Source organism: Paraburkholderia solisilvae (assembly GCF_902859875.1).
In the GTDB taxonomy this organism is placed as follows: domain Bacteria; phylum Pseudomonadota; class Gammaproteobacteria; order Burkholderiales; family Burkholderiaceae; genus Paraburkholderia; species Paraburkholderia solisilvae.
In genome coordinates this window covers 56351-78901 of sequence record NZ_CADIKF010000032.1, presented here as the reverse complement: position 1 = coordinate 78901, position 22551 = coordinate 56351, and the positions used below count along the sequence as shown (strand labels likewise).

At 63.4% G+C, this 22551-nt stretch carries 25 protein-coding genes and 1 tRNA gene; 22 read left to right on the top strand and 4 right to left on the bottom strand.

The window, feature by feature from the left end:
- The first annotated feature begins 127 nt into the window (after nt 1-127).
- From hisC to tatC, 13 genes are all read left to right on the top strand, one after another.
- The gene (hisC, locus tag HV675_RS19880; protein ID WP_175112825.1) at nt 128-1198 is read left to right on the top strand and encodes a histidinol-phosphate transaminase; all 1071 of its coding nucleotides are present in this window, start codon (nt 128-130) and stop codon (nt 1196-1198) included.
- Between the two features lie 60 nt (nt 1199-1258).
- On the top strand, nt 1259-1846 hold the full coding sequence (gene hisB / locus HV675_RS19875) for an imidazoleglycerol-phosphate dehydratase HisB (protein ID WP_175112824.1): 588 nt from the start codon (nt 1259-1261) through the stop codon (nt 1844-1846).
- A gap of 93 nt (nt 1847-1939) precedes the next feature.
- Nucleotides 1940-2560 carry a MarC family protein gene (locus HV675_RS19870; RefSeq protein ID WP_175112823.1) on the top strand — a complete coding sequence of 207 codons (621 nt, stop codon included), beginning with the start codon at nt 1940-1942 and terminating at the stop codon, nt 2558-2560.
- A gap of 31 nt (nt 2561-2591) precedes the next feature.
- Nucleotides 2592-3233, top strand: coding sequence for an imidazole glycerol phosphate synthase subunit HisH (gene hisH / locus HV675_RS19865; RefSeq protein WP_175112822.1), 642 nt, complete (start codon nt 2592-2594; stop codon nt 3231-3233).
- A 178-nt stretch (nt 3234-3411) separates the two neighbouring features.
- Nucleotides 3412-4164, top strand: coding sequence for a 1-(5-phosphoribosyl)-5-[(5-phosphoribosylamino)methylideneamino]imidazole-4-carboxamide isomerase (hisA, locus tag HV675_RS19860; protein ID WP_175112821.1), 753 nt, complete (start codon nt 3412-3414; stop codon nt 4162-4164).
- A 121-nt stretch (nt 4165-4285) separates the two neighbouring features.
- Complete coding sequence (hisF, locus tag HV675_RS19855; RefSeq protein WP_175112820.1) at nt 4286-5059, top strand: imidazole glycerol phosphate synthase subunit HisF; 774 nt, start codon at nt 4286-4288, stop codon at nt 5057-5059.
- 1 nt (nt 5060) lies between these two features.
- Nucleotides 5061-5471, top strand: coding sequence for a phosphoribosyl-AMP cyclohydrolase (gene hisI, locus HV675_RS19850; protein WP_175112819.1), 411 nt, complete (start codon nt 5061-5063; stop codon nt 5469-5471).
- Complete coding sequence (locus tag HV675_RS19845) at nt 5468-5836, top strand: phosphoribosyl-ATP diphosphatase (protein ID WP_175112818.1); 369 nt, start codon at nt 5468-5470, stop codon at nt 5834-5836. The genes hisI and HV675_RS19845 overlap by 4 nt, the downstream gene beginning before the upstream one ends.
- A 110-nt stretch (nt 5837-5946) precedes the next feature.
- Nucleotides 5947-6342, top strand: a complete 396-nt coding sequence (locus tag HV675_RS19840; RefSeq protein ID WP_175112817.1) for a DUF4870 family protein — start codon at nt 5947-5949, stop codon at nt 6340-6342.
- A gap of 40 nt (nt 6343-6382) precedes the next feature.
- On the top strand, nt 6383-6748 hold the full coding sequence (locus tag HV675_RS19835; protein WP_175112816.1) for a histidine triad nucleotide-binding protein: 366 nt from the start codon (nt 6383-6385) through the stop codon (nt 6746-6748).
- Between the two features lie 176 nt (nt 6749-6924).
- Nucleotides 6925-7167, top strand: a complete 243-nt coding sequence (gene tatA, locus HV675_RS19830; RefSeq protein WP_175112815.1) for a Sec-independent protein translocase subunit TatA — start codon at nt 6925-6927, stop codon at nt 7165-7167.
- 145 nt (nt 7168-7312) lie between these two features.
- Nucleotides 7313-7861, top strand: coding sequence for a Sec-independent protein translocase protein TatB (gene tatB / locus HV675_RS19825; RefSeq protein WP_175112814.1), 549 nt, complete (start codon nt 7313-7315; stop codon nt 7859-7861).
- A 33-nt stretch (nt 7862-7894) separates the two neighbouring features.
- On the top strand, nt 7895-8677 hold the full coding sequence (tatC, locus tag HV675_RS19820; protein WP_175112813.1) for a twin-arginine translocase subunit TatC: 783 nt from the start codon (nt 7895-7897) through the stop codon (nt 8675-8677).
- 267 nt (nt 8678-8944) lie between these two features.
- Here the strand turns inward: tatC and HV675_RS19815 are convergent, their stop codons facing one another.
- The gene (locus HV675_RS19815) at nt 8945-10156 is read right to left on the bottom strand and encodes a Do family serine endopeptidase (protein WP_175112812.1); all 1212 of its coding nucleotides are present in this window, start codon (nt 10154-10156) and stop codon (nt 8945-8947) included.
- A 20-nt stretch (nt 10157-10176) separates the two neighbouring features.
- Between HV675_RS19815 and HV675_RS19810 the strand changes: the two genes are divergently transcribed.
- The 7 genes from HV675_RS19810 to HV675_RS19780 all read left to right on the top strand — a co-directional run bounded on the left by HV675_RS19810 (nt 10177) and on the right by HV675_RS19780 (nt 15337).
- Nucleotides 10177-10923 carry a Nif3-like dinuclear metal center hexameric protein gene (locus HV675_RS19810; protein ID WP_175112811.1) on the top strand — a complete coding sequence of 249 codons (747 nt, stop codon included), beginning with the start codon at nt 10177-10179 and terminating at the stop codon, nt 10921-10923.
- Nucleotides 10924-11162: 239 nt separating this feature from the next.
- Entirely contained in the window at nt 11163-11780 is a 618-nt protein-coding gene (gene petA / locus HV675_RS19805; RefSeq protein ID WP_175112834.1) for a ubiquinol-cytochrome c reductase iron-sulfur subunit, read from the top strand.
- The gene (locus HV675_RS19800) at nt 11781-13166 is read left to right on the top strand and encodes a cytochrome b (RefSeq protein WP_175112810.1); all 1386 of its coding nucleotides are present in this window, start codon (nt 11781-11783) and stop codon (nt 13164-13166) included. It abuts the gene before it with no gap.
- Nucleotides 13167-13185: 19 nt separating this feature from the next.
- Entirely contained in the window at nt 13186-13941 is a 756-nt protein-coding gene (locus tag HV675_RS19795; RefSeq protein WP_175112809.1) for a cytochrome c1, read from the top strand.
- A gap of 107 nt (nt 13942-14048) precedes the next feature.
- Nucleotides 14049-14660, top strand: a complete 612-nt coding sequence (locus HV675_RS19790; RefSeq protein ID WP_006052302.1) for a glutathione S-transferase N-terminal domain-containing protein — start codon at nt 14049-14051, stop codon at nt 14658-14660.
- Nucleotides 14661-14723: 63 nt separating this feature from the next.
- Complete coding sequence (locus tag HV675_RS19785; protein WP_175112808.1) at nt 14724-15242, top strand: ClpXP protease specificity-enhancing factor; 519 nt, start codon at nt 14724-14726, stop codon at nt 15240-15242.
- 19 nt (nt 15243-15261) lie between these two features.
- Nucleotides 15262-15337 (top strand) — tRNA-Thr (locus HV675_RS19780).
- 178 nt (nt 15338-15515) lie between these two features.
- On the opposite strand, the gene HV675_RS19775 is transcribed toward HV675_RS19780, so the two are convergent.
- The gene (locus tag HV675_RS19775; RefSeq protein WP_175112807.1) at nt 15516-16721 is read right to left on the bottom strand and encodes a hypothetical protein; all 1206 of its coding nucleotides are present in this window, start codon (nt 16719-16721) and stop codon (nt 15516-15518) included.
- Nucleotides 16722-17288: 567 nt separating this feature from the next.
- Here HV675_RS19775 and HV675_RS19770 point away from each other — a divergent pair.
- On the top strand, nt 17289-18431 hold the full coding sequence (locus tag HV675_RS19770) for a methyltransferase (protein WP_175112805.1): 1143 nt from the start codon (nt 17289-17291) through the stop codon (nt 18429-18431).
- Nucleotides 18432-18721: 290 nt separating this feature from the next.
- Here HV675_RS19770 and HV675_RS19765 read toward each other — a convergent pair whose 3' ends face one another.
- Nucleotides 18722-19984 carry a TIGR03862 family flavoprotein gene (locus HV675_RS19765; RefSeq protein WP_175112803.1) on the bottom strand — a complete coding sequence of 421 codons (1263 nt, stop codon included), beginning with the start codon at nt 19982-19984 and terminating at the stop codon, nt 18722-18724.
- Nucleotides 19985-20381: 397 nt separating this feature from the next.
- Between HV675_RS19765 and HV675_RS19760 the strand changes: the two genes are divergently transcribed.
- Nucleotides 20382-20594, top strand: a complete 213-nt coding sequence (locus tag HV675_RS19760) for a DUF1059 domain-containing protein (RefSeq protein ID WP_175112802.1) — start codon at nt 20382-20384, stop codon at nt 20592-20594.
- A 78-nt stretch (nt 20595-20672) separates the two neighbouring features.
- Here HV675_RS19760 and HV675_RS19755 read toward each other — a convergent pair whose 3' ends face one another.
- The gene (locus HV675_RS19755) at nt 20673-22220 is read right to left on the bottom strand and encodes a UxaA family hydrolase (protein ID WP_175112800.1); all 1548 of its coding nucleotides are present in this window, start codon (nt 22218-22220) and stop codon (nt 20673-20675) included.
- Nucleotides 22221-22551: the final 331 nt, after the last annotated feature.

The following is a 22551-nucleotide window of genomic DNA, read 5'->3' as shown; positions in this document are numbered from 1 at the left end:
GCATAGCGTGGCGCGGCCGGCGGTTGCGTCGATCGTGTCACGCCGACCGTGTGCTGTGCCGACCGTGCCGTACCGACCTTGCCGTGCCTTATTGCCGTGCCGTACCGCGCGAATGCGGCCCCACCTTATGACAACACCACAAGACATCATCCGCCGCGACGTGCTCGCGATGACCAGCTATCCGGTGCCGGATGCGTCCGGCTACGTGAAGCTCGACGCGATGGAAAACCCGTTCCCGCTGCCGGCGCCGCTGGCGGCGCAACTCGCGGAGCATCTCGCGGGCGTCGCGCTGAACCGCTACCCGGCGCCGCGTCCGGGCGAACTGCTCGACAAGCTCAAGCGCGTGATGCACGTGCCGGCCAATTGCGATGTGCTGCTCGGCAACGGTTCGGACGAAATCATCAGCATGATCGCCGTGGCGTGCGCGCAGCCGGGCGCAAAGATTCTCGCGCCGGTGCCGGGTTTCGTGATGTATCAGGTGTACGCGCAGCTCGCGAATCTGGAATTCGTCGGCGTGCCGCTGAACGCGGATTTCACGCTCGATACCGGCGCGATGCTCGACGCGATCGATAAACATCAGCCGGCTGTCGTCTATCTCGCGTATCCGAACAACCCGACCGGCAATCTGTTCGACGAAAACGACATCGAGCGGATCATTGCGGCCGCGACGCGCAGTCTCGTCGTGATCGACGAGGCGTATCAGCCGTTCGCCGAGCGCAGCTGGATGCCGCGCGCGGGCGATTTCGACAATGTCGTGGTGATGCGCACCGTCTCGAAGCTGGGCCTCGCCGGCATTCGCCTCGGCTATCTCGCCGGCCGTCCGGCGTGGCTCACCGAGCTCGACAAGGTGCGCCCGCCCTACAACGTCAACGTGCTGACCCAGGCGACGGCCGATTTCCTGCTCGATCACATCGACATGCTCGACGCGCAAGCGGCGCAACTGCGCGCGCAGCGCGCAAGGCTGGCACAGGAAGTCGCCGCGTTGCCCGGCGCCGAAGTTTTTCCGAGCGCGGGCAATTTCCTGCTCGTGCGCGTGCCGGATGCGTCCGCAACGTTCGAAACGCTGCTCGGCGCGCGGGTTTTGATCAAAAACGTGAGTAAAATGCACCCATTGCTGGCGAATTGCGTACGTCTGACGGTCGGGTCTGCCGAAGAGAACACGCAATTGCTCGCCGCGCTGAAGCTCGCGTTGCATTGAGCGGACGCGGCAACCGGCCCATCCCCACCTTATCTTTCAAGCAAGCTTCGAGGAATTGTCATGCGCCTTGCGGAAGTCGTTCGCAACACCAGCGAAACGCAGATCCGTGTGAAGATCGATCTGGACGGCACCGGCCAGCAAAAGCTGGCCACCGGCGTGCCGTTTCTGGACCACATGCTCGACCAGATCGCGCGGCACGGGCTGGTCGATCTGGACGTCGAGGCGCATGGCGACACCCATATCGATGACCACCACACGGTCGAAGACGTCGGCATCACGCTTGGCCAGGCGGTCGCGAAGGCGGTCGGCGACCGCAAGGGCATCCGGCGCTACGGGCACGCGTACGTGCCGCTCGACGAGGCGCTGTCGCGCGTCGTGATCGACTTTTCGGGGCGCCCGGGGCTCGAGTTCCACGTGCCGTTCACGCGCGCGCGAATCGGCACGTTCGATGTCGACCTGTCGATCGAATTCTTCCGCGGCTTCGTGAACCACGCAGGCGTCACGCTGCATATCGACAATCTGCGCGGCCTGAATGCCCATCATCAGATGGAAACGGTCTTCAAGGCGTTCGGCCGTGCGCTGCGTATGGCGGTCGAACTGGACGAACGCGCGGCGGGGCAGATTCCGTCGACCAAGGGCAGCCTCTGACGCGAATTCGAGGCGTGATGTCAGCAGTGCGGGCAGACGCTTCAGGCTCCGACCAACCGGACTGGTGGCGCGTCGATGCGCGGCCGGCTAGCGATGGATATCCTCAAATCGTTCATTTCGCTGCTGGCGCTGATCAACCCGGTCGGCGCGGTGCCGTTTTTTCTGAGCCTGACCTCACAGCAGTCGGACGCGGAACGGCGGCGCACGATCCGTATCGCATCGATATCCGTGTTCTTCGTGATCGCCGTGACGGCGATGTGCGGCCAGCAGATCATCGGCTTCTTTGGCATTTCGGTCGGCTCGCTCGAGGTCGGCGGCGGCATCATCATGCTTTTGATGGCGATCAACATGTTGAATGCGCAGATCGGCAACGCGCGCGCGACGCCCGAGGAGCGCTTCGAGGCCGAGTCGAAGGATAACGTCGCGGTCGTGCCGCTCGCGATTCCGCTGCTGACGGGGCCCGGTTCGATCAGTACGGTCATCGTCTATTCGGCCAGCTTTCGCCATTGGTACGACCGGGTTAGTCTGATCGTCATTGGAGCGGTGCTGGCGGCGATCTGTTTTTTGTCGCTGCGCCTCGCCGAACCGATCGCCCACTGGGTCGGCCGCACCGGCATCAATATCGGCACGCGGCTGATGGGCCTGATGTTGTCGGCGCTGGCGGTGGAGTTCATCGTCGACGGTTTGAAGGCGCTGCTGCCTGGCTTGAAATGAAACCTGTTGAAGTGGAAACCCTGGTTCTGAGATGAAGACCTCAATTGCGATTGTGGATTACGGAATGGGCAACCTGCGCTCGGTTGCGCAGGCGCTGAAAAAGGCGGCGCCCGAGGCGGAGGTGGCGATCGTCGATCGGCCCGAGGCGATCCGCGCGGCCGACCGCGTCGTGCTGCCCGGCCAGGGCGCAATGCCGGACTGCATGCGCTCGCTGGGTGAATCCGGCTTGCAGGATGCGGTGCTGGAGGCGTCGCGCAGCAAACCGCTGATGGGCGTTTGCATCGGCGAGCAGATGTTGTTCGACTGGAGTGCGGAGGGCGATACGCGCGGACTCGGCCTGATGCCGGGCAAAGTGCTGCGCTTCGAGCTCGACGGGCAGGTGCAGGATGACGGTTCGCGCTTCAAGGTGCCGCAGATGGGCTGGAACCGTGTCCGTCAGACGCAGTCGCATCCGTTATGGGACGGCGTACCGGACAACAGCTTCTTCTATTTTGTGCACAGCTACTATGTGATGCCGGACAATGCCGCGTATACGTCCGGCGAAACGGTGTACGGCGTGCCGTTCACGTCGGCGGTAGCGCACGACAACCTTTTTGCTACCCAGTTCCACCCGGAAAAAAGTGCGGATGCAGGCCTGCGCGTCTACCGGAATTTCGTGCACTGGAAACCCTGAGTTCGCCGCCTTGTCCGGCGGGGCTTACCGGTTCACACAGCAGGTTCGTGCGGCGCCCCGACATTCGCAAGGCGGCCGAAAGAGTTGTACTAAACTAGCGGAACGGTCTGGCGCGGCACTGCCGCAGGCTTCGCGCCGGCCGAAATTCAACCTTCTTCCCAGATATCACCCGATTGCTATGCTGCTGATCCCCGCCATCGACCTGAAAGACGGTCAGTGTGTTCGCCTCAAACAGGGCGATATGGACCAGGCGACGATATTCTCCGAGGAGCCGGCGGCGATGGCCCGACACTGGCTCGAACGCGGCGCGCGGCGCCTGCACCTCGTCGATCTGAATGGCGCATTCGCCGGCAAGCCTCGCAACGAGGAGGCGATTCGCGCGATCATCGAAGAGGTCGGCGCCGAGATTCCCGTGCAACTGGGTGGCGGCATTCGCGATCTGAACACGATCGAGCGCTATCTGGACGACGGTCTCGAATATGTGATCATCGGTACGGCGGCGGTGAAGAACCCGGGCTTTCTGCTGGAGGCGTGCACCGCGTTCGGCGGCCATATCATCGTCGGCCTCGATGCGAAGGACGGCAAGGTGGCCACCGACGGCTGGAGCAAGCTGACCGGTCACGAAGTGGCCGATCTCGCCCGCAAGTTCGAGGACTACGGGTGCGAATCGATCATTTACACCGACATCGGGCGCGATGGCATGATGCAGGGCATCAATATCGAGGCGACCGTGCGTCTCGCTCGCGCGGTGAAGATTCCGGTGATCGCGAGCGGCGGCCTGTCGAATCTGGGCGATATCGAAGCGCTGTGCGAGGTCGAAGACGAGGGCGTCGAGGGTGTGATCTGCGGCCGCGCGATCTACTCGGGCGACCTCGACTTCGCGGCCGCGCAGACCCACGCGGACCGGCTGCGCGAATCGGACGATGCCTGAGCGGCTACGCTCAGGCCTGCGCCTCGCGCGTGATCTTCATGACGCAATCTCGCGCCGCAACGCCCGCGCGTGGTGCGTTTCCGCAGTACAGCACGCAGCACACGTTAGCATCCGCACCATCATGGCCTTAGCTAAACGCATCATCCCCTGTCTCGACGTGACCGCCGGGCGCGTCGTCAAGGGCGTCAACTTCGTCGAGTTGCGCGACGCGGGCGATCCCGTCGAGATTGCGCGCCGCTATGACGATCAGGGCGCCGACGAACTCACGTTTCTCGACATCACCGCGACGTCCGACCAGCGCGACCTGATCCTGCCTATCATCGAGGCGGTCGCATCGCAGGTATTCATTCCACTGACGGTCGGCGGCGGCGTGCGCGCGGTCGAAGACGTGCGGCGACTGCTCAATGCCGGCGCGGACAAGATCAGCATCAATTCGTCGGCGATCGCGAATCCGCAACTGGTGCGCGACGCGACGGACAAGCACGGCTCGCAGTGCATCGTCGTCGCGATCGACGCGAAGCGCGTGTCGGCCGACGGCGAGCCGCCGCGCTGGGAAGTGTTCACGCACGGCGGGCGCAAGGCGACCGGTCTTGACGCGATCGGATGGGCGCGCAAGATGGCCGAATTCGGCGCGGGCGAGATTCTGCTCACCAGCATGGATCGCGACGGCACGAAAAGCGGCTTCGATCTCGCGTTGACGCGCGCGGTATCGGATGCGGTGCCGGTGCCGGTCATCGCGTCGGGCGGCGTCGGCTCGCTGCAGCATCTGGCCGACGGCATCAGGGAGGGGCATGCGGACGCGGTGCTGGCCGCGAGCATCTTCCACTATGGCGAACACACGGTCGGCGAAGCCAAGCGCTTTATGGCCGATCAGGGCATCTCAGTGAGGTTGTGACGTGGTGAATGCATCGGGTGTCGACTGGCTCGACAAGGTCAAATGGGACGCGAACGGCCTCGTGCCGGTGATCGCGCAGGAAGCCGCGACGAACGACGTGCTGATGTTCGCGTGGATGAGTCGCGAGGCGCTCGCGAAAACGATCGAAACCGGCCGCGCGGTGTATTTTTCGCGCTCGCGGCAGCGGCTGTGGTTCAAAGGCGAAGAATCCGGCCATGTGCAGCACGTGCACGAAGTGCGGCTCGATTGCGACGAAGATGTCGTGCTGCTCAAGGTCGAGCAGGTGTCGGGCATCGCGTGCCACACCGGCCGTCACTCGTGCTTTTTCCAGAAATTCGAAGGCTCGGTCGACGATGGCGAATGGATCGCCGTCGACCCGGTGCTGAAAGATCCCGAACATATCTACAAATGACGCAACCCGCCACGCATGACACGCTGCTGCGCCTTGCCGCGCTGATCGACAGCCGCAAGGGCGGCGATCCGGACGTCTCGTACGTGTCGCGCCTGTTCCATAAGGGCGACGACGCGGTGCTGAAAAAGATCGGCGAAGAAGCGACCGAGGTGGCGCTTGCGGCGAAGGACGTACGGCATGGCCGCGAACCCAAAGCGCTGGTCTATGAGATGGCCGATCTGTGGTTTCATTGTCTCGTGGCGTTGTCGCATTTCGATTTGAGCCCGGCCGATGTGCTCGCCGAACTGGAGCGTCGCGAAGGCTTGTCGGGAATCGAGGAAAAGGCGCTGCGCAAGAGCCGCGACCGCGAGCAGAACGGCGACTGAGCGATCAGCGATCGCGCGCCGCCTCGCAAGACCGCCGCCGCCCTCGCCCTCGCCGTACGCCGCCGCCCAATCCAGCCACGCTTCTGACCGCATCTGAAGGAGGACGCAACATGGAGCAGTCGCATAGCGGATACCCGCCGCCGTCATATCAGAGCGCACTCGAAATCGACCGGCAGCGCAGTCTGCGCACATTGACGCACGTGCTGTATGCGCTCTACGCGGTGTACTGGCTGACGGGCGGCATCTCCGTGCTGGTCGCGATCATCATCAATTACCTGAAGCGGTCCGAGACGGTCGGCACGCCGTACGAAGCGCACTTCGAGTGGCAGATCCGCACCTTCTGGCTGGGGCTGATCGGCCATCTGATCGGCGTGGCGCTGTTTATCGTGCTGATCGGCGTGCCGATTCTGTGGGCTGTTGCGATCTGGACGTTGTACCGTATCATCAAAGGCTGGCTGTATCTGTACGACAATAAGCCGCTGCAGAACCCGCGCGCGTGGTTCTGAACGGCAGGCCCGGCGCCGCACAAGCTAAATCGGGAAGACCATGAGCCACGATCCGAATTGCCTTTTCTGCAAGATCGCCGCGGGCGAAATTCCGTCGACTAAAGTTCATGAAGACGACGAGTTCGTCGCGTTCCGCGACATCCGTCCAGCGGCTGAAACGCACGTGCTGGTCATTCCGCGTAAACACATCGCCACGCTGACCGATTGCCACGAAAGCGACGCCCCGCTGCTTGGTAGAATGCTTGTGTTGGTCGCGCGTCTCGCGGACAAGCTCGGCGTTGCCTACACGGGCGGTGAAACGGGCTTCCGCACGGTAATCAATACCGGTCCCGGCGGCGGTCAGGAGGTGTATCACCTGCACGCGCATCTGCTTGCCGGTCCGCGGCCGTGGTTGCGCATGGGGTGACGGTGACATATGTTCATAACCGATCGGCGGCGATACTGGCGGTCCTGACAATTTCCCGCACATCGGTAACGGATTCGAAAAGTAAAAAGCGCACGAAGCCTTCGCGCTTCGATTAGGGCCGCAGGGCCCGAGGTTTTCTTCACGTCGGCGGGCGACGGGAGACAAGGAGAGTTTTCATGGGTTCGTTGAGCATTTGGCATTGGCTGATCGTCTTGCTGATCGTCGCACTGGTATTCGGCACCAAGAAGCTGCGCAACATCGGCGGCGATCTGGGCGGCGCGGTAAAGGGGTTCAAGGAAGGGATGAAAGACGCGGAAGCGCCCGCGGACACGCAGGCGCAGCAGCGTGAACTGCCGCGCGGCGGCACGATCGACGTCGATGCGAAGGAAAAGGCTACGCATCCGGGTGACTCGCGCTAAGCCGCGCGTTCAATCGTGTTGCCTATTCGTGCAGCAAGCCGCGTAACGGGTCATGCGACAAATCGCGTGACCAACCGCACGCCACATCGGGTGCTCAACCGCGTATTGAACCCATCACACGGCGCACTGACGGGAAGCCCTTCCGATGCTTGACCTCGGCCTCACCAAGATGGCACTGATCGGCGTGGTCGCGCTGGTCGTGCTCGGCCCTGAGCGGCTGCCGCGCGTGGCCCGCACGGCAGGGGCGCTATTCGGCCGCGCGCAGCGCTATATCAACGATGTGAAGGCCGAAGTCACGCGTGAAATCGAACTCGACGAATTGCGGCGGATGAAGACCGAATTCGAGTCAGCTGCGCACAACGTCGAAAGCACGATTCACGACAATCTGCGCAAGCAGGAAACCGAGCTGAACGACGCGTGGAAGGCGGGGACGTCGGTTGGGCCGAGTATCGCGGGGGGCGGCACGGAAGACGGCGGCGCGGCCGCGGGCGGCAGCGCGTCATCGTCGTGGAACGGCTTTGGCGGAAGGGCCGCCTCGAATGCGCCGAAGCGCAAGAACTGGCGCATTAAACAGACTGCCATGCCGACGTGGTACAAGCGTGTGTCGGCGCGCCGCACGCACGTGCAATCGGGCGCTGCGCGCGTGGCGCGCCACAAGCCGGTCAGCATGCGGCGCACGACGCGCTTCTTCTGATACTCGTGAATCCATCTCCTACCGAGGGCCGGCGTGAGCGACCCCCAGCACAACCAGAACGAAGGTTCTGAAGAGACCTTCATCTCCCACCTCGTCGAACTGCGCAATCGCATCATCCGCGCCGGCATTTCGGTGATTGTCGTGTTCGTGGGCCTCGTCTATTGGGCGCCGGACATTTTCCGGCTGCTTGCGCGGCCGTTGATGAACAACCTGCCGAAGGACGGCAAGATGATCGTCACCGATGTCACCGGCTCGTTTTTCGTGCCGATGAAGGTGACGATGCTGGTCGCGTTCGTGATCGCGCTGCCGATCGTGCTGTACCAGATCTGGGCATTCGTCGCGCCGGGGCTTTATCAGCACGAGAAGAAGCTCGTGATGCCGCTTGTCAGCAGCAGCTATGTGCTGTTCCTGTGCGGGATGGCGTTCGCATACTTCGTCGTGTTTCCGACCATCTTCCGCGTGATGGCGCACTACAACGCGCCGCTAGGCGCGGAGATGACCACCGATATCGACAATTACCTGAGCTTCGTACTGACGATGTTCCTTGCGTTCGGCGTCACGTTCGAGGTGCCGATCGTTGTCGTGCTGCTGGTGCGCATGGGCGTGCTGACGGTGCAAAAGCTCAGGCAGATCCGCCCGTATGTGGTGGTCGGCGCGTTTGTGGTTTCCGCGGTCGTCACGCCGCCTGACGTGTTCTCGCAGCTGATTCTCGCGGTTCCGCTGATCATTCTGTACGAAGCGGGCATCATTGCGGCGCGGCTCTTCGTCAGCAAGCCGGTGCTGGAAACGGAGAAAGAGGGCAACGCGGCTCAGTGACGGGCGCGCCGCGATGGGCGGCGACGCGAGCGGCAATTGAAGCTCGGGAACATGCGTCACAGTGTCACGCTGTCACGAGCGGGCTTGCAGTAGCTGCCCGCTTGCTGCCGCCGTGCCTCGCTTCGCCGCCTTGCGCTGCCTTTGACCTGCGTTGACTTGATCTTGGCCGGCTGCACGGCATCACATGAGCATCACGCGCGGCATCAAGGCCATCGCACCGCATCCCGGGCCGCGCGCGGCATTCACCCACCCTATCAACGCATCTGCTCAACCACCATCATCGCCCTGATCGTCGTCATCCGATGACGACTGCTTCGGCGGCGGCGGGCGCTTGCCGATCATCACCGTCAGGTCGAGCTCCTTGTTCTTGCGCACCAGATGCACTTTCGCGTCGGTGCCGGGCTTGATCTGCGCGATTACATTGAGCAGACGTGTGGTGTCGGTGATGTCCTGCCCATTCACGCCAACCAGGATGTCGCCGGGCTTGATGCCCGCCTTGTCGGCCGGCCCGCCCTTCAGCACGCCGGCGACGATCGCGCCGGTCTTCTGCTCGAGTCCGAACGACTCGGCAATTTCCGGCGTGACGTCCTGCGGCTCGACGCCGATCCAGCCGCGCGTGACCGTGCCGGTGGTAATGATGCTCTCCAGCACGCTGCGCGCGGTCGACACCGGAATCGCGAAGCCGATGCCGAGCGAGCCGCCCGAGCGCGAATAGATTGCCGTGTTGATGCCGAGCAGATTGCCGTGAATATCGACCAGCGCGCCGCCCGAATTGCCCGGATTGATCGGCGCGTCGGTCTGAATGAAGTTCTCGAAGGTATTGATGCCGAGGTGATTGCGCCCGAGCGCGCTGACGATGCCCATCGTCACCGTCTGGCCGACGCCGAACGGGTTGCCGATCGCGAGCACGACGTCGCCGACGCGGGTTTGATCCATGCGGCCGAGCGTGATGGTCGGCAGGTTGGTCATATTGACCTTCAGCACGGCGAGATCGGTTTCCGGATCGACGCCGATGACCTTCGCTTCGCTCGTGCGGCCGTCGGCGAGCGCGATTTCGATCTGATCCGCGCCGTCCACGACGTGCTGGTTCGTTAAAATGTAGCCTTCCGAACTCACAATCACGCCGGAGCCCAGATTTGCCGCCGGCGTCTCCTGCTGGCGGCGGTTACGATCACCGAAGAAGTAGCGGAACAGCGGGTCCTTCGCGCGCGGGTCGGGCGGCAGCGAGCCGTCCTTGCTGGAGAACACGTTGACCACCGCCGGCATGGCTTTCTGCGCCGCATCGGCGTAGGAACTCTGCAGGGGGCCGCCGCCGAGCCCCGGCGCCACTTCCCGCAGAGCGACGATCGGTTCGGCGAGCTGCTTGCCGAATTGCCCTTGTCGCTGCAGCCATTGCGGCTTGAGCGTCGCGATGATGAACATCAACGCGAGCAGCACCGTCACCGCCTGGGCAAACAACAGCCAAAAGCGTCTGAGCATCTGAAAAATTAGAGGTTTATATGGATCGGATCGAACTGGAATTGTACTTGAACAACGTTCTCGAAGCCTCACGGTTCAAGGACTATTGCCCGAACGGACTACAGGTCGAAGGGCGCCGCAAGGTCGAGAAAATCGCGACCGGCGTGACCGCGTCGCTCGCCTTTCTCGAGGCCGCGCACGAGTGGGGCGCGGACGCGGTGCTCGTGCATCACGGCTACTTCTGGCGCAATGAAGCGGCGCCGGTCACCGGGCGCAAATACCAGCGCCTGAAGCTGCTGCTCGCCAACGACATCAACCTGTTCGCGTATCACCTGCCGCTCGACGACCATCCGGCCTACGGCAACAATGCGCAACTGGGCGCGAAGCTGGGCCTGATCGGCGACGCGCGCTTCGGCGACAACGACATCGGCTGGATGACCACGCTGCCGATGCCGATCACGCTCGCGCATTTCTCCGCGCAGGTCGAGCAGACGCTCGCCCGCACGCCGCTCGTGCTGGGCGACCCGGACCAGGAGCTGCGGCGCATCGCGTGGTGCACCGGCGCCGCGCAGGGCTATTTCGACGCGGCGATCGACGCGGGCGCCGATGTCTACCTGACCGGCGAGATTTCCGAGCAGACCACGCATACGGCCGCGGAGAGCGGCGTCGCGTTCGTGGCCGCGGGACACCATGCGACCGAGCGCTTCGGCGTGCAGGCGCTCGGTTCGCACCTGTCCGAGGCATTCGATCTCGAACATCTTTTTATCGATATTCATAATCCGGTCTAGTTGCGACGAAACTAGTCCGAAGCAGTCAAAGACATGCATGGCGGGTAATAAAAAAACGCAGGAGATACTTAAATCCGCATACCCCAAATGTTTGCGAACCGTGCGGGAATACCCTGATTTATCAACAACTTCGCACGGTTTTTGGTTATCGGCCCTTGTAAATGGCGACTCCATTCGAGCAAACTAGCGGCGGTAGAAGCGACGGAAGGAAAAAATCCAACTCAGAAGTGGGGCGTGTGATGCGAGACAAGGAAGATGGACGTGTCGACGGCGGCCGCCGTACGTGGCTGATCGCGACGACCGTAACAGGTGGCATAGGCGGGGTCGCCACCGTAATACCCTTTGTTAGTTCATTTGCACCATCCGAAAAGGCCAAGGCCGCCGGCGCGCCGGTCCAGGTCGACATCAGCAATCTGAAGTCCGGCGAAATGACGACAGTCGCGTGGCGCGGCAAGCCGGTGTGGATTCTTAACCGCACCGACAGGATGCTCGCCGACGTTCAGAAAGCCGATAGCGAAGTCGCAGACCCGCAAAGCCTGAACCCGTTTTCGATGCCCTTGCCGGAGTACTGCAAGAACGAGTACCGCTCGCGGGCCGATCGCAAGAACGTTTTAGTTGCCGTTGCGGTGTGCACCCACCTGGGCTGCACGCCAACCCCGCGCTTCCAGGAGGGCGCGCAGCCCAATCTTCCGGACGACTGGCCAGGCGGCTTTCTGTGCCCGTGCCACGGCTCGACTTACGACCTGGCCGGCCGCGTCTTCAAGAACAAACCTGCGCCGCAGAACCTCGACATCCCGCCGTACATGTTCGTGGGCGACACGCTCGTGATCGGCAAGGACGAGAAAGGAGAAGCGTAAATGGCGACCACCGAAAAAGATGTGGAGACAACGCCCGGACTCGTCGGCTGGATCGACCGGCGCTTCCCGATGACGTCGACGTGGAAGGCGCACCTTTCCGAGTACTACGCACCGAAGAACTTCAATTTCTGGTACTTCTTCGGCTCGCTCGCGCTGCTCGTGCTGGTCAATCAGATCGTCACCGGCATTTTCCTCACGATGAACTACAAGCCCGATTCGACGCTCGCGTTCGCATCGGTCGAGTACATCATGCGCGAGGTGCCGTGGGGCTGGCTGATCCGCTACATGCACTCGACCGGCGCGTCGATGTTCTTTGTCGTCGTGTATCTGCATATGTTCCGCGGGCTGCTGTACGGCTCGTACCGCAAGCCGCGCGAACTGGTGTGGATTTTCGGCTGCGCGATTTTCCTGTGCCTGATGGCCGAGGCGTTCTTCGGCTACCTGCTGCCGTGGGGGCAGATGTCGTACTGGGGCGCGCAGGTCATCGTCAACCTGTTCTCGGCGATTCCGTTTATCGGCCCGGACCTGTCGCTGTGGATTCGCGGCGACTACGTGGTGTCCGACGTCACGCTGAACCGGTTCTTCGCGTTCCACGTGATCGCGATTCCGCTGGTGCTGATCGGCCTCGTGATCGCGCATATCGTCGCGTTGCACGAAGTGGGCTCGAACAACCCCGACGGCATCGAGATCAAGGCGAAGAAGGACGCGAACGGCATTCCGCTCGACGGCATCCCGTTCCACCCGTACTACTCGGTGCACGACTTCATGGGCGTGAGCGTGTTTCTGATGATCTTCGCGGCGATCATCTTCTTCGCACCGGAAATGGGCGGCTACTTCCTCGAAGCGAACAACTTCGTGCCGGCCAATCCACTGCAGACGCCGCCGGAGATCGCGCCGGTCTGGTACTTCACCGCGTTCTACGCGATGCTGCGCGCGACCACCGATCCGTTCAAGATCGTGCTGATGATCGTCGTGGTGCTGCTCGGCCTGCTCGCGCTGGTGCGGGCGCGCGGCAAGTGGCGCATCGGCCTGCCGGTGCTCGCGGTGCTGGTGGTGCTCGCGATGTATTTCACCGAGTCGAAGTTCTGGGGCGTGGTGGTGATGGGCAGCGCGGTGGTGTCGCTGTTCTTCCTGCCGTGGCTCGACCGGTCGCCGGTGAAGTCGATTCGCTACCGGCCGTTCTTCCACAAGGTGTTCTACGGGATCTTCGTGCTGGCGTTTCTGACGCTTGCGTTCCTTGGCACGAAACCGCCTTCGCCGGCGGCCACGGTCATCGCGCAGATCTGCGCGCTGGTCTACTTCGCGTTCTTCCTCGGCATGCCGTTCTGGACGCCGCTTGGCCGTTTCAAGCAGCCGCCCGAACGAGTGCGGTTCAAACCCCACTGATGCCACGCGAGGAAAACACATGAAAACACTGCTTTCGACGCTCGCGCTGATCGGCGCGATGCTAGGTACGCTGGCGGCCGCGCCGGTTTTCGCGCAAGAGAACATACCGCTCGACCGCGCGCCCGATAACGCGGACAATTTTGCTTCGTTGCAACATGGCGCCCAAATATTTGTAAACTATTGCATGGGATGCCACAGCGCGAATCTGATGCGGTACAGCCGGTTGCAGGATCTCGGCATCTCGCAGAAGGCGATCGAGCAGAACCTGATGTTCACGACCGACAAGATCGGTAACACGATGTCGATCGCGATGCGCCCGGACGACGCGAAGGCGTGGTTCGGCGCGTCGCCGCCGGATCTTTCCGTCGAAGCGCGCGCACACAGCCGGGACTGGCTGTACACGTATCTGCGCGGCTTCTACCGGGACGACACGCGGCCGACGGGCTGGAACAATCTGGTGTTCGAGAACGTGAGCATGCCGAATGTGCTGTGGCAGCTGCAGGGCCAGCGGACCGTGAAGTTCGAGGAAGAAACGGACGAACGGACGGGGGAAAAAGTACGCAAGTTCGCCGGCTTTCAGCAGGTGAGCCCGGGGGCGATGTCGCCGGTAGATTATGATTCGGCTGTGGCCGATCTCGTCGCGTACATGTCGTGGATGGCCGAGCCGACGCAGAAGACCCGCCAGCAGCTTGGCGTATGGGTTTTGCTGTTCCTTGGCGTCTTGAGCTTTTTCGCCTGGCGACTGAACGCCGCGTATTGGAAAGATATCAAATAAACACACCGTAGCGGGTGTGGGGCCGGCGCAAGGAAGAACCACACGGGGGCGCCTGTGGAACGGTTTTTCCGCGTGCTGGCCCTTCAGCTTTTTGAGGAAACGTAAAAATGATGGTTCTGTACTCCGGCACTACGTGCCCGTTCTCCCAGCGTTGCCGGCTGGTGCTGTTCGAGAAGGGCATGGATTTCGAAATCCGCGACGTCGATCTGTTCAACAAGCCCGAAGACATCGCGGTGATGAATCCGTACGGTCAGGTGCCGATTCTCGTCGAACGCGATCTGATTCTGTACGAATCGAACATCATCAACGAGTATATCGACGAGCGCTTCCCGCATCCGCAACTGATGCCGGCCGACCCGGTGCAGCGTGCCCGCGCGCGCCTGTTCCTGCTCAACTTCGAGAAGGAGCTGTTCGTGCACGTCGGCACCCTGGAGAACGAGAAGGGCAAGGCCGCCGAGAAAAACCATGAGAAAGCGCGCCTCGCGATTCGCGATCGCCTGACGCAGCTCGCGCCGATTTTCCTGAAGAACAAGTACATGCTCGGCGAAGAATTTTCGATGCTCGACGTTGCGATCGCGCCGCTTCTGTGGCGCCTCGATCACTACGGCATCGAGCTGTCGAAGAACGCCGCGCCGCTGATGAAATACGCCGAACGCATTTTTAGCCGTCCGGCCTATATCGAAGCGTTGACGCCGTCGGAAAAGGTGATGCGTCGTTGAGTTTGGGCGAGGGCGGGCGCCGCGCGGCTGACGCGGCGGCCCGCCCCGGCACGAGGACAGTTGATGCAAGAAATTTCCACGAAGCCGTATCTTCTGCGCGCGCTGTACGAGTGGTGCACGGATAACGGCTATACGCCGCACATTGCGGTCCGGGTCGACAGCCAGACGCGCGTGCCGCGCCAGTTCGTGCGCGACAACGAAATCGTGTTGAACATCAGCTTCGAGGCGACGAGCCAGCTGCAGATGGGCAACGAGTGGATCGAGTTCAGCGCGCGGTTCTCCGGCAAGTCGCACAAGATCGAAGTGCCGGTGTCGAACGTGCTTGCCATCTACGCGCGCGAAAACGGGCAGGGCATGGCCTTTCCGGTGGATTCGGCGGGCGGCGAGGCGGCGGATTCGGAATCGGAGGCCGAGTTGCCGGCCGAAGAGGCCGGCCACGACGACGCTGTGCAAGCGTTGGGCGCGGTAGACGCGGGCGGCGAGAAGAGCACGCCAACCGACACGTCGGGCACGGCGGAGCACCCGCGTCCGGATGACGACGGCGCCAAAGGTGGAAGGGGTCACCTCAAGGTCGTGAAATGAAGTAGAATCGCGGACTCACGCCGGCTTAGCTCATCTGGTAGAGCAGTTGATTTGTAATCATCAGGTGGCGGGTTCGAGTCCTGCAGCCGGCACCAAACAAAAACCAAAGGGTTACAGGTATTGCTCCTGTAACCCTTTTGCGTTTTTTGCGGGTGTCTTCTGTGTGCGCTTCCGGGTGCGTGGTTGCGACCCGCGCAAACGCCGCGTGCCGCAACCCGCTCAGTCGAAGGAAGCCGACCGTCAATCCGGCACGCCCGGCGGCAGCACCCCCAATCAGTTCACCCGTCCGTTCTGCGAGACCGCGTTTCGTTCCGCCAGCAATTCGATCATCAGTTGCGCGATGTCCGGAGCCGGCAAGCGACCCTCCGTTGCGCCGAAGTCGCGCCAATGCAAATACGGGTCGACGCCGGCCCTGCTGACGTCCGGGTTCTGTTCGAGATACCACGGGCTGCCGAGCGCGCTGATGAGCACCTTGGACTTCGGAACGGCGACCGACGCCAAGGTTCGGGTGGTGTCCGGGTTCCGGTGAACCTGCGCGGCCGCATCCGTATCGACAGCGACCTTTTGCGCGCCCTCCTGAACGGATTTCTTTGCCAGCGCGAAGACGATCTTCGTCAGCATCGACACGTCCCGGTCGAGTTTTTCAAGGGGACTCAGATTGAGCACGTCGTCTTCGGCCGGCGGCGCGAAGAGCGGCGTGTCGTCTGGCATGTCCGGGAAGAATGTGCGCTTTATTTTTTCATTGCTCGCGGCGTAGGTGTCCATGATCCTGCGCCGTGTTTCGAGATCGAACAGATAAGGCTTCGATTTTTGCGGCCGGTGGTCGCTCTGCGCGAGCACGTCGTTCAGAATGTCGTAGGGCGAGGTGTCGTGCACCGACGTGAACACTTCACGGATGCGGCTGGCGAGCGAAATCATGCGCTCGTCGTTGCTTTCATTGATCGCGCCGACCTTCTGATGGCTCGCATCGACGGGCAGATTGACGAGCTGGATGAAATCGTCGACCACGTCGCCGTTGTGCAGACGCTGCCGATCGAACAGGCGCACGCGCACGCGGTCTGCGCCGAACTCCTGCGTCCAGCCGGCGAGCGCCGCATGCCAGTCGGCATCGATCGGCATGCGGGCACCGAGGTAGTGGTCGATGCTTTCATACGCTTTGACGTACCACTGCCCCCATGACGACGACAGGTACGCGTCCTGACGTCGAATGTAGGCAACGATATGTACATCGAAGTGCGCCTGTTCCGGCGCGAGCAGGCGCGCGTACGCATGCTCGTTTGAAAGGTTTTCCGCGCTGATGATCAACGTGTGCAGTTGGCTGCTGGCCATTTCCGTCTTGAGGGCGGCCAGCCGTTCCCGCACCATCTGCGCCGCCTCGGGGCGCGCCTTGGCAGGCGCGTGACGGATATGCAGCGACTGCGGGTTGCGCATCAGTCTCACGAAGAAGTCGATCTGCTGGCCGGCGATCGGGGAGTCCATGGTCAGAGCCATGCCGGGAACCAGCACGCCTTGCGCCCTGAGCGCGGCGGCGTTGGCGCCGAGGTAGGTTTGAATGGCCGAGCTGCCGCATTTGCCGGCGCCGATATGGATGATGAGTTTGGGCTTTTGAACGGGTAAGGTGGGTGGAAGCACGATGTGTGGGGCGCGCCGTTCGCGCTGTGTCTGCTCAGTCCGACGTGTGCTTCACGGCTGGGCGACGAGCGAAGGCCGTCCGGATAAGTGGTAATGGCAAAGCATGCTACGTACGGTAAGCGAATGCATTTCCGGAGAATAAAGGCGGAATTTGGCCTCTTCTCAGTGAGTGATGTTAATTCATATTAATTAAGTCTTTGATATTAATGTGAAATTCCATATTCATGGCTGTCGTTGAATTTCGCAAAATATTGCCCTTATATTTACAAAAAGGTTTCGAAATACTTTTGAAAAGTTTCTGGCAAAACCGGCTGCTGAATAAGGCATCGCTGTTTCGGTCGCTGACGCCATGGTGCGGCGACCGTTGCGCGGGGCGCGTTGCTGCATAATGCGTTGCGTTGATCTCGACCCACCATGACCCCATTCGCCGACCCTCCCGCGTTTCCCACTCTCACCTGGCCCGCCGCCGACGGCCCGCAATCGGTCCGCTGGCGTTCCGAGGCGGGCGTGCCGCCACCGAAGCGTGTGGTCCTCGCGGACGACCGCACCACGGCCGATTCCGCCTACCGCCTCGCGTGCGAGGGCACCGCGTTGCTGTGGCACGGCGACTTCCAGAACGCGCGCCAGTTGCTGCAGGCGATGACCCGCCGGCTCGAGCGCAAGCCGCCGAAGCGGGCGACCTCGCCGCTCGATGCGTTCAACCAGCACCGGCAAGCGCAATCGCAACGGGCGCGCACGCTCGGCATGCTGCTGATTCCGCTCGACGCGGACTACACCATCCCGCTGCGTCGCGCACCCGACGTGCGTGACGCGTGCACCGAGGTCTACGGTGCGCCGGCGGCGCACGCATCGGCTGTTTCATTGCGCGAGCTGCTCGGGCTGATCGGCGCGCACGAGTGGCGCAAGAAGGGTGTCGAGATTCCTGCGCTCGGAGAGCGCATTCACCCGCACTACGGCGTGTTTTCACCGGTGCGCGGCGAATATATCGATCTGGTCGCGCGTACGCCGTTGCCGTCGCTGCAGCGCGCGTTCGATATCGGCGCCGGCACCGGGGTGCTGTCCGCGGTCCTCGCGAAACGGGGCGTCAGAAGCATCATCGCGACCGAACAGGATCCACGCGCGCTCGCGTGCGCGCAGGAGAATCTCGCGCGTCTCGGCTACGCGGATCGCGTGGAGATCGTCCATGCGGATCTGTTTCCTCCCGGCCGCGCGTCGCTCGTCGTGTGCAATCCGCCGTGGTTGCCGGCGCGGCCCGCGTCACCGATCGAGCACGCGATTTACGATCACGAGAGCCGCATGCTGCTCGGCTTTCTCAACGGTCTTGCCGAACATCTCGAGCCGGGCGGCGAAGGCTGGTTGATTCTGTCCGACTTCGCGGAGCATCTCGGCCTGCGCACGCGCGACGATCTGCTTGCCGCAATCGATCGCGCGGGGCTCGCGGTGGCGGGGCGCGAAGATATCCGGCCGCGCCATCCGAAGGCGTCCGATCCCTCCGATCCGCTGCATGCGGCGCGTGCCGCCGAAGTGACGTCGTTGTGGCGGTTGAAGACGCGCTGAAAACGCGTCGAAGGCGCGCGGGGGAATGCGCCAAAAGCGGCAACCGGAAACGGCGCCGAAAAGCGCGGCCAGAAGGCGCATCGGGGATGCGTGTCAGGAACGGCACCGGGTAATGCGCCGCAAGCGCGCTAGGCAACGCGCTGAGCGGCCCGCCGGACGTTCGGCGACCGCGCTCCAGCAAACGCCCGGCAACCGCACGGCGACCGGCCAGGCAACCGCACGGCAACCGCACAGCAACCTCACGACCCACGCGCGCCAACCGCCCGGCTAACACACAGCAACCGCCCACCTCAGCGCCCGATACTCGCCAGATAGTTCAACGCGCCAAGGCCCGCGGCAAGGCCGCTCGCGAAGCATCCGGTCAGCAGATAGCCGCCGGTCGGCGCATCCCAGTCGAGCATCTCGCCCGCGCAGAACACACCGGGCAGCTCGCGCAGCATCAGCTGCGCATTGAGCGCCTCGAACGGCACGCCGCCCGCGCTGCTGATCGCCTCTTCGATCGGCCGCGCGCGCACGAGCCGCAGCGGCAGCGCCTTGATCGCATACGCGACGCGTTCGATATCGAAGTAGTCTTTCTTCGACAGGCACTCGTGCAGCAAGCCGAGCTTCACGCCGGCGATGCCGATGCGGCTTTGCAGATGGCTCGACATCGAGCGCGAGCCGCGCGGCCGCACCACTTCGTCGATCACGCGCTGCGTGGAGAGCCCCGGCGCCAGATCGAGCCGGATGACGGCCGCGCCGTCCGCCTGCATGCGCTCGCGAATCGCGGCGGACAGCGCGTAGACAAGGCCGCCTTCGATGCCCGTCGTCGTGATCACGAACTCGCCCTGACGATGCTGGACCTGATTGTCGCCATCGTTCACCGTGATCGCGACGGCCTTCACCGGTTGGCCGGCAAAGCGCTCACGAAAAGCTTCGCTCCAGTCCGCATCGAAGCCGCAGTTCGATGCGACGAGCGGTGCGACCGGTACGTCGCGCCCGGTCAGCAGCGGCACCCAGGATGCGTCGGAGCCCAGCCGCGGCCAGCTGCCGCCGCCGAGCGCGAGGATGACCGCGTCGGCGTGCAGCACCTGAACGCCGGCCGGCGTGGACAGACGCAACGCATGTCGCGCGCGGTCGCCCGCCGCGTCCCAGCCGACCCACTTGTGACGCATGTGAAAGCGCACGCCCGATTCGCGCAGGCGATGCAACCATGCGCGCAACAGCGGCGCGGCCTTCATGTCGGTCGGGAACACGCGTCCCGAACTGCCGACGAACGTATCCACGCCGAGCGCGCTTGCCCAGGCGCGCAAGGCGTCGGGGCCGAAGCGGTCGACGAGTGGCGCGATCTGCGCGCTGCGCTTGCCGTATCGCGCGACGAAGCGGTCGAGCGGCTCCGAATGCGTGATGTTCATGCCGCCCTTGCCGGCCATCAGAAACTTGCGGCCGACCGAAGGCATCGCATCATAGACATCCACTTGCACGCCGTGCTGGACCAGCGCTTCGGCGGCCATCAGTCCGGCGGGGCCGCCGCCGATCACGGCGACGCTATGACGGTCGTACAAATTCGACATGCGTGGCAAACGATCGAGAAAAGGAGATGGAGCCGATGCGCCGAAAACGCGACGGCGGGCGCAGCCGCCGCGAGACTGCGTTCGCATGTTCCGCGTTCGCGCAGCCGGCGTGCGCATTTTCCCATAGGCCAGCGAGACGGCCCAAGTATCGGCAGGACGGTCGTATTGTGCAACGTTCGCCTTTCGAAGCCATTCGTCGCCTCTTTCCGCGCGCATCGCGTGGTTCGTCGCGTCGCGACCTATACTTTTTGAGCGTTCCCCGTCAGACGCATTTCGCGTCATGTTCCCGCGCACGCCACGTCCCGTCGCCGATCGAGCCAGCCGGATCCAGACACTCGTTTGTCCCCGCGCACGGGCACGCATCGCGTGCGCATCCGTCGATGTGAGGAGTACTGCCATGAGCCGCGTATATATCGATTGCCGCGAATGTCCGAGCGACGTCGCGTGTTCGGTCGCGCTGAGCGCCGATTCGGAAAGCGAGCTACTCGAAGCCGCGGTGCAGCACGCGATCGCGGTGCACCAGCATACGGACTCGCCCGAACTGCGCACGCAGTTGCAGACGATGTTTCATGCCGGTACGCCGCCGCTCGACAGGGCGCGCGGCGCGTGAGCCGCGGCGGGCGCCATTAAGCACGCCACGCACGTCACGCGCGGCGTGCACACCGCGTGCACACCGCGCGTGACGGCGTCAGGTCACGACGCCCACCTGCCACGGCACGAATTCGTTTTGTCCGTAGCCGTGCAGTTCGCTTTTCGAGCGCGTGCCGGATGCGCAGTCGAGCATCATCCGGAAGATCGCTTCGCCGAGTTGATCGATCGACGCTGTGCCGTCGATCACGCCGCCGCAGTTGATGTCCATGTCGTCCTGCTGGCGCTCCCACAACGCAGTGTTGGTTGCGAGCTTCAGTGATGGCGACGGCGCGCAGCCGTATGCCGAACCGCGACCGGTCGTGAAGCAGATCAGGTTCGCGCCCGACGCGACCTGGCCGGTCGCGGACATCGGGTCGTAGCCCGGCGAGTCCATGAACACGAAGCCTTTCGCGGTGATCGGCTGCGCGTACTCGTAGACGTCGACGAGGTTGGTCGTGCCGCCCTTGGCGACCGCGCCGAGCGATTTCTCGAGGATGGTCGTGAGGCCGCCGACCTTGTTGCCGGCCGACGGGTTGTTGTCGAGCGCCGCATGATTGCGCGCGCAATAGTCCTGCCACCACGCGATGCGCGCGAGCAGCTTTTCGCCGACCTCGCGGCTCACCGCGCGGCGCGTCAGCAGATGCTCGGCGCCGTAGACCTCCGGCGTCTCCGACAGGATCGCCGTGCCGCCATGCCGCACCAGCCGGTCGACCGCAGCGCCCAGCGCCGGGTTGGCCGAAATACCGGAATAGCCGTCGGACCCGCCGCATTGCAAGCCGACGTTCAGCGAGGACGCGGGCACCGGCTCGCGCGTCGCGCGGTTCGCGTCGGCCAGCATCTCGCGCACCATCGCAATGCCGCGTTCGATCGTCTTGCGCGTGCCGCCGCTGTCCTGGATCGTGAAGCTGCGCAGTTTCAACGGATCGTCTTTCAGGCCGCGGGACTCGAGCACGCCGCCGATCTGATTCGCCTCGCAGCCCAATCCGACGAAGAGCACCGATGCGAAGTTCGGATGCACGGCGTAGCCGGCGAGCGTGCGGCGCAGGATCTTCATCCCTTCGCCGAGCGTGTCGATTCCGCAGCCGAGGCCATGCGTGAGCGCGATCACACCGTCGACGTTCGGATAGTCGGCGAGCGCCTGCGGATTCACGTCGCGGCGAAAGTAGTCGGCGATCGCGCGCGCGACCGTCGCCGAGCAGTTGACGCTGGTCAGCACGCCGATAAAGTTGCGCGTTGCGACGCGGCCGTCCGCGCGCCGGATACCCATGAAGTGCGCGGGTTCGCTCACGTAGCCGGTGTCGTGCACATCGACGCCGAATTCATGTTCGCGCGCGAACTCGGCCATGCTGAGATTGTGCACGTGCACATGCTGGCCGCGTGCGATGGCGTCGCGCGCGACGCCGATGGTCTGGTTATAGCGCTTGACCGGTTCGCCCTTCGCGATTGCACGTGTCGCAACCTTGTGACCCGGCGGAATCAATCCAACGACGACGAGATCCTCCGCATCGATGCGCGTGCCGGGCACCAGCTGGCGGGTCGCGATGATCACATCATCGTTCGGATGAAGACGGATGACGGGATGAGCAACGGCGGATTCGGTCGGCATGGGGTGGGCCTCGAATGGATGAGCGTCGAATGGGGAGCGTCTCTTGTGCTGGCTTCAGCGATGCGCAACACGTGTTTCTTGTTCTTCAATCGTCACAGAATAGCCGATTGACGGCGGCGGTTCGAGAGGCCGCTTCGAGAGCCGATGGCGAGACGGGCGACGCGGGCGCCGCGAACACGGAAAGCGTGACGGCATCAGGTGGGCGACGACGCGCGCTGTCGTGCGGCATTCCCGGACGCGCCGCATCGATCATGCTTACTGATCCTGCTTGGGGATGGTTCCGATATCCAGGGCGCCGCGTGCTGCGGCGCGGGATCGTTTCCGGTGCCGT

What these genes read in the sequence shown, in the direction of transcription:
- hisC (WP_175112825.1), top strand. Translation starts at nt 128, where the DNA reads ATGACAACACCACAAGACATCATCCGCCGCGACGTGCTCGCGATGACC.
- hisB (WP_175112824.1), top strand. Translation starts at nt 1,259, where the DNA reads ATGCGCCTTGCGGAAGTCGTTCGCAACACCAGCGAAACGCAGATCCGT.
- HV675_RS19870 (WP_175112823.1), top strand. Translation starts at nt 1,940, where the DNA reads ATGGATATCCTCAAATCGTTCATTTCGCTGCTGGCGCTGATCAACCCG.
- hisH (WP_175112822.1), top strand. Translation starts at nt 2,592, where the DNA reads ATGAAGACCTCAATTGCGATTGTGGATTACGGAATGGGCAACCTGCGC.
- hisA (WP_175112821.1), top strand. Translation starts at nt 3,412, where the DNA reads ATGCTGCTGATCCCCGCCATCGACCTGAAAGACGGTCAGTGTGTTCGC.
- hisF (WP_175112820.1), top strand. Translation starts at nt 4,286, where the DNA reads ATGGCCTTAGCTAAACGCATCATCCCCTGTCTCGACGTGACCGCCGGG.
- HV675_RS19845 (WP_175112818.1), top strand. Translation starts at nt 5,468, where the DNA reads ATGACGCAACCCGCCACGCATGACACGCTGCTGCGCCTTGCCGCGCTG.
- HV675_RS19840 (WP_175112817.1), top strand. Translation starts at nt 5,947, where the DNA reads ATGGAGCAGTCGCATAGCGGATACCCGCCGCCGTCATATCAGAGCGCA.
- HV675_RS19835 (WP_175112816.1), top strand. Translation starts at nt 6,383, where the DNA reads ATGAGCCACGATCCGAATTGCCTTTTCTGCAAGATCGCCGCGGGCGAA.
- tatA (WP_175112815.1), top strand. Translation starts at nt 6,925, where the DNA reads ATGGGTTCGTTGAGCATTTGGCATTGGCTGATCGTCTTGCTGATCGTC.
- tatB (WP_175112814.1), top strand. Translation starts at nt 7,313, where the DNA reads ATGCTTGACCTCGGCCTCACCAAGATGGCACTGATCGGCGTGGTCGCG.
- HV675_RS19815 (WP_175112812.1), bottom strand. Translation starts at nt 10,156, where the DNA reads ATGCTCAGACGCTTTTGGCTGTTGTTTGCCCAGGCGGTGACGGTGCTG.
- HV675_RS19810 (WP_175112811.1), top strand. Translation starts at nt 10,177, where the DNA reads ATGGATCGGATCGAACTGGAATTGTACTTGAACAACGTTCTCGAAGCC.
- petA (WP_175112834.1), top strand. Translation starts at nt 11,163, where the DNA reads ATGCGAGACAAGGAAGATGGACGTGTCGACGGCGGCCGCCGTACGTGG.
- HV675_RS19800 (WP_175112810.1), top strand. Translation starts at nt 11,781, where the DNA reads ATGGCGACCACCGAAAAAGATGTGGAGACAACGCCCGGACTCGTCGGC.
- HV675_RS19795 (WP_175112809.1), top strand. Translation starts at nt 13,186, where the DNA reads ATGAAAACACTGCTTTCGACGCTCGCGCTGATCGGCGCGATGCTAGGT.
- HV675_RS19790 (WP_006052302.1), top strand. Translation starts at nt 14,049, where the DNA reads ATGATGGTTCTGTACTCCGGCACTACGTGCCCGTTCTCCCAGCGTTGC.
- HV675_RS19785 (WP_175112808.1), top strand. Translation starts at nt 14,724, where the DNA reads ATGCAAGAAATTTCCACGAAGCCGTATCTTCTGCGCGCGCTGTACGAG.
- HV675_RS19775 (WP_175112807.1), bottom strand. Translation starts at nt 16,721, where the DNA reads ATGGACTCCCCGATCGCCGGCCAGCAGATCGACTTCTTCGTGAGACTG.
- HV675_RS19770 (WP_175112805.1), top strand. Translation starts at nt 17,289, where the DNA reads ATGACCCCATTCGCCGACCCTCCCGCGTTTCCCACTCTCACCTGGCCC.
- HV675_RS19765 (WP_175112803.1), bottom strand. Translation starts at nt 19,984, where the DNA reads ATGTCGAATTTGTACGACCGTCATAGCGTCGCCGTGATCGGCGGCGGC.
- HV675_RS19760 (WP_175112802.1), top strand. Translation starts at nt 20,382, where the DNA reads ATGAGCCGCGTATATATCGATTGCCGCGAATGTCCGAGCGACGTCGCG.
- HV675_RS19755 (WP_175112800.1), bottom strand. Translation starts at nt 22,220, where the DNA reads ATGCCGACCGAATCCGCCGTTGCTCATCCCGTCATCCGTCTTCATCCG.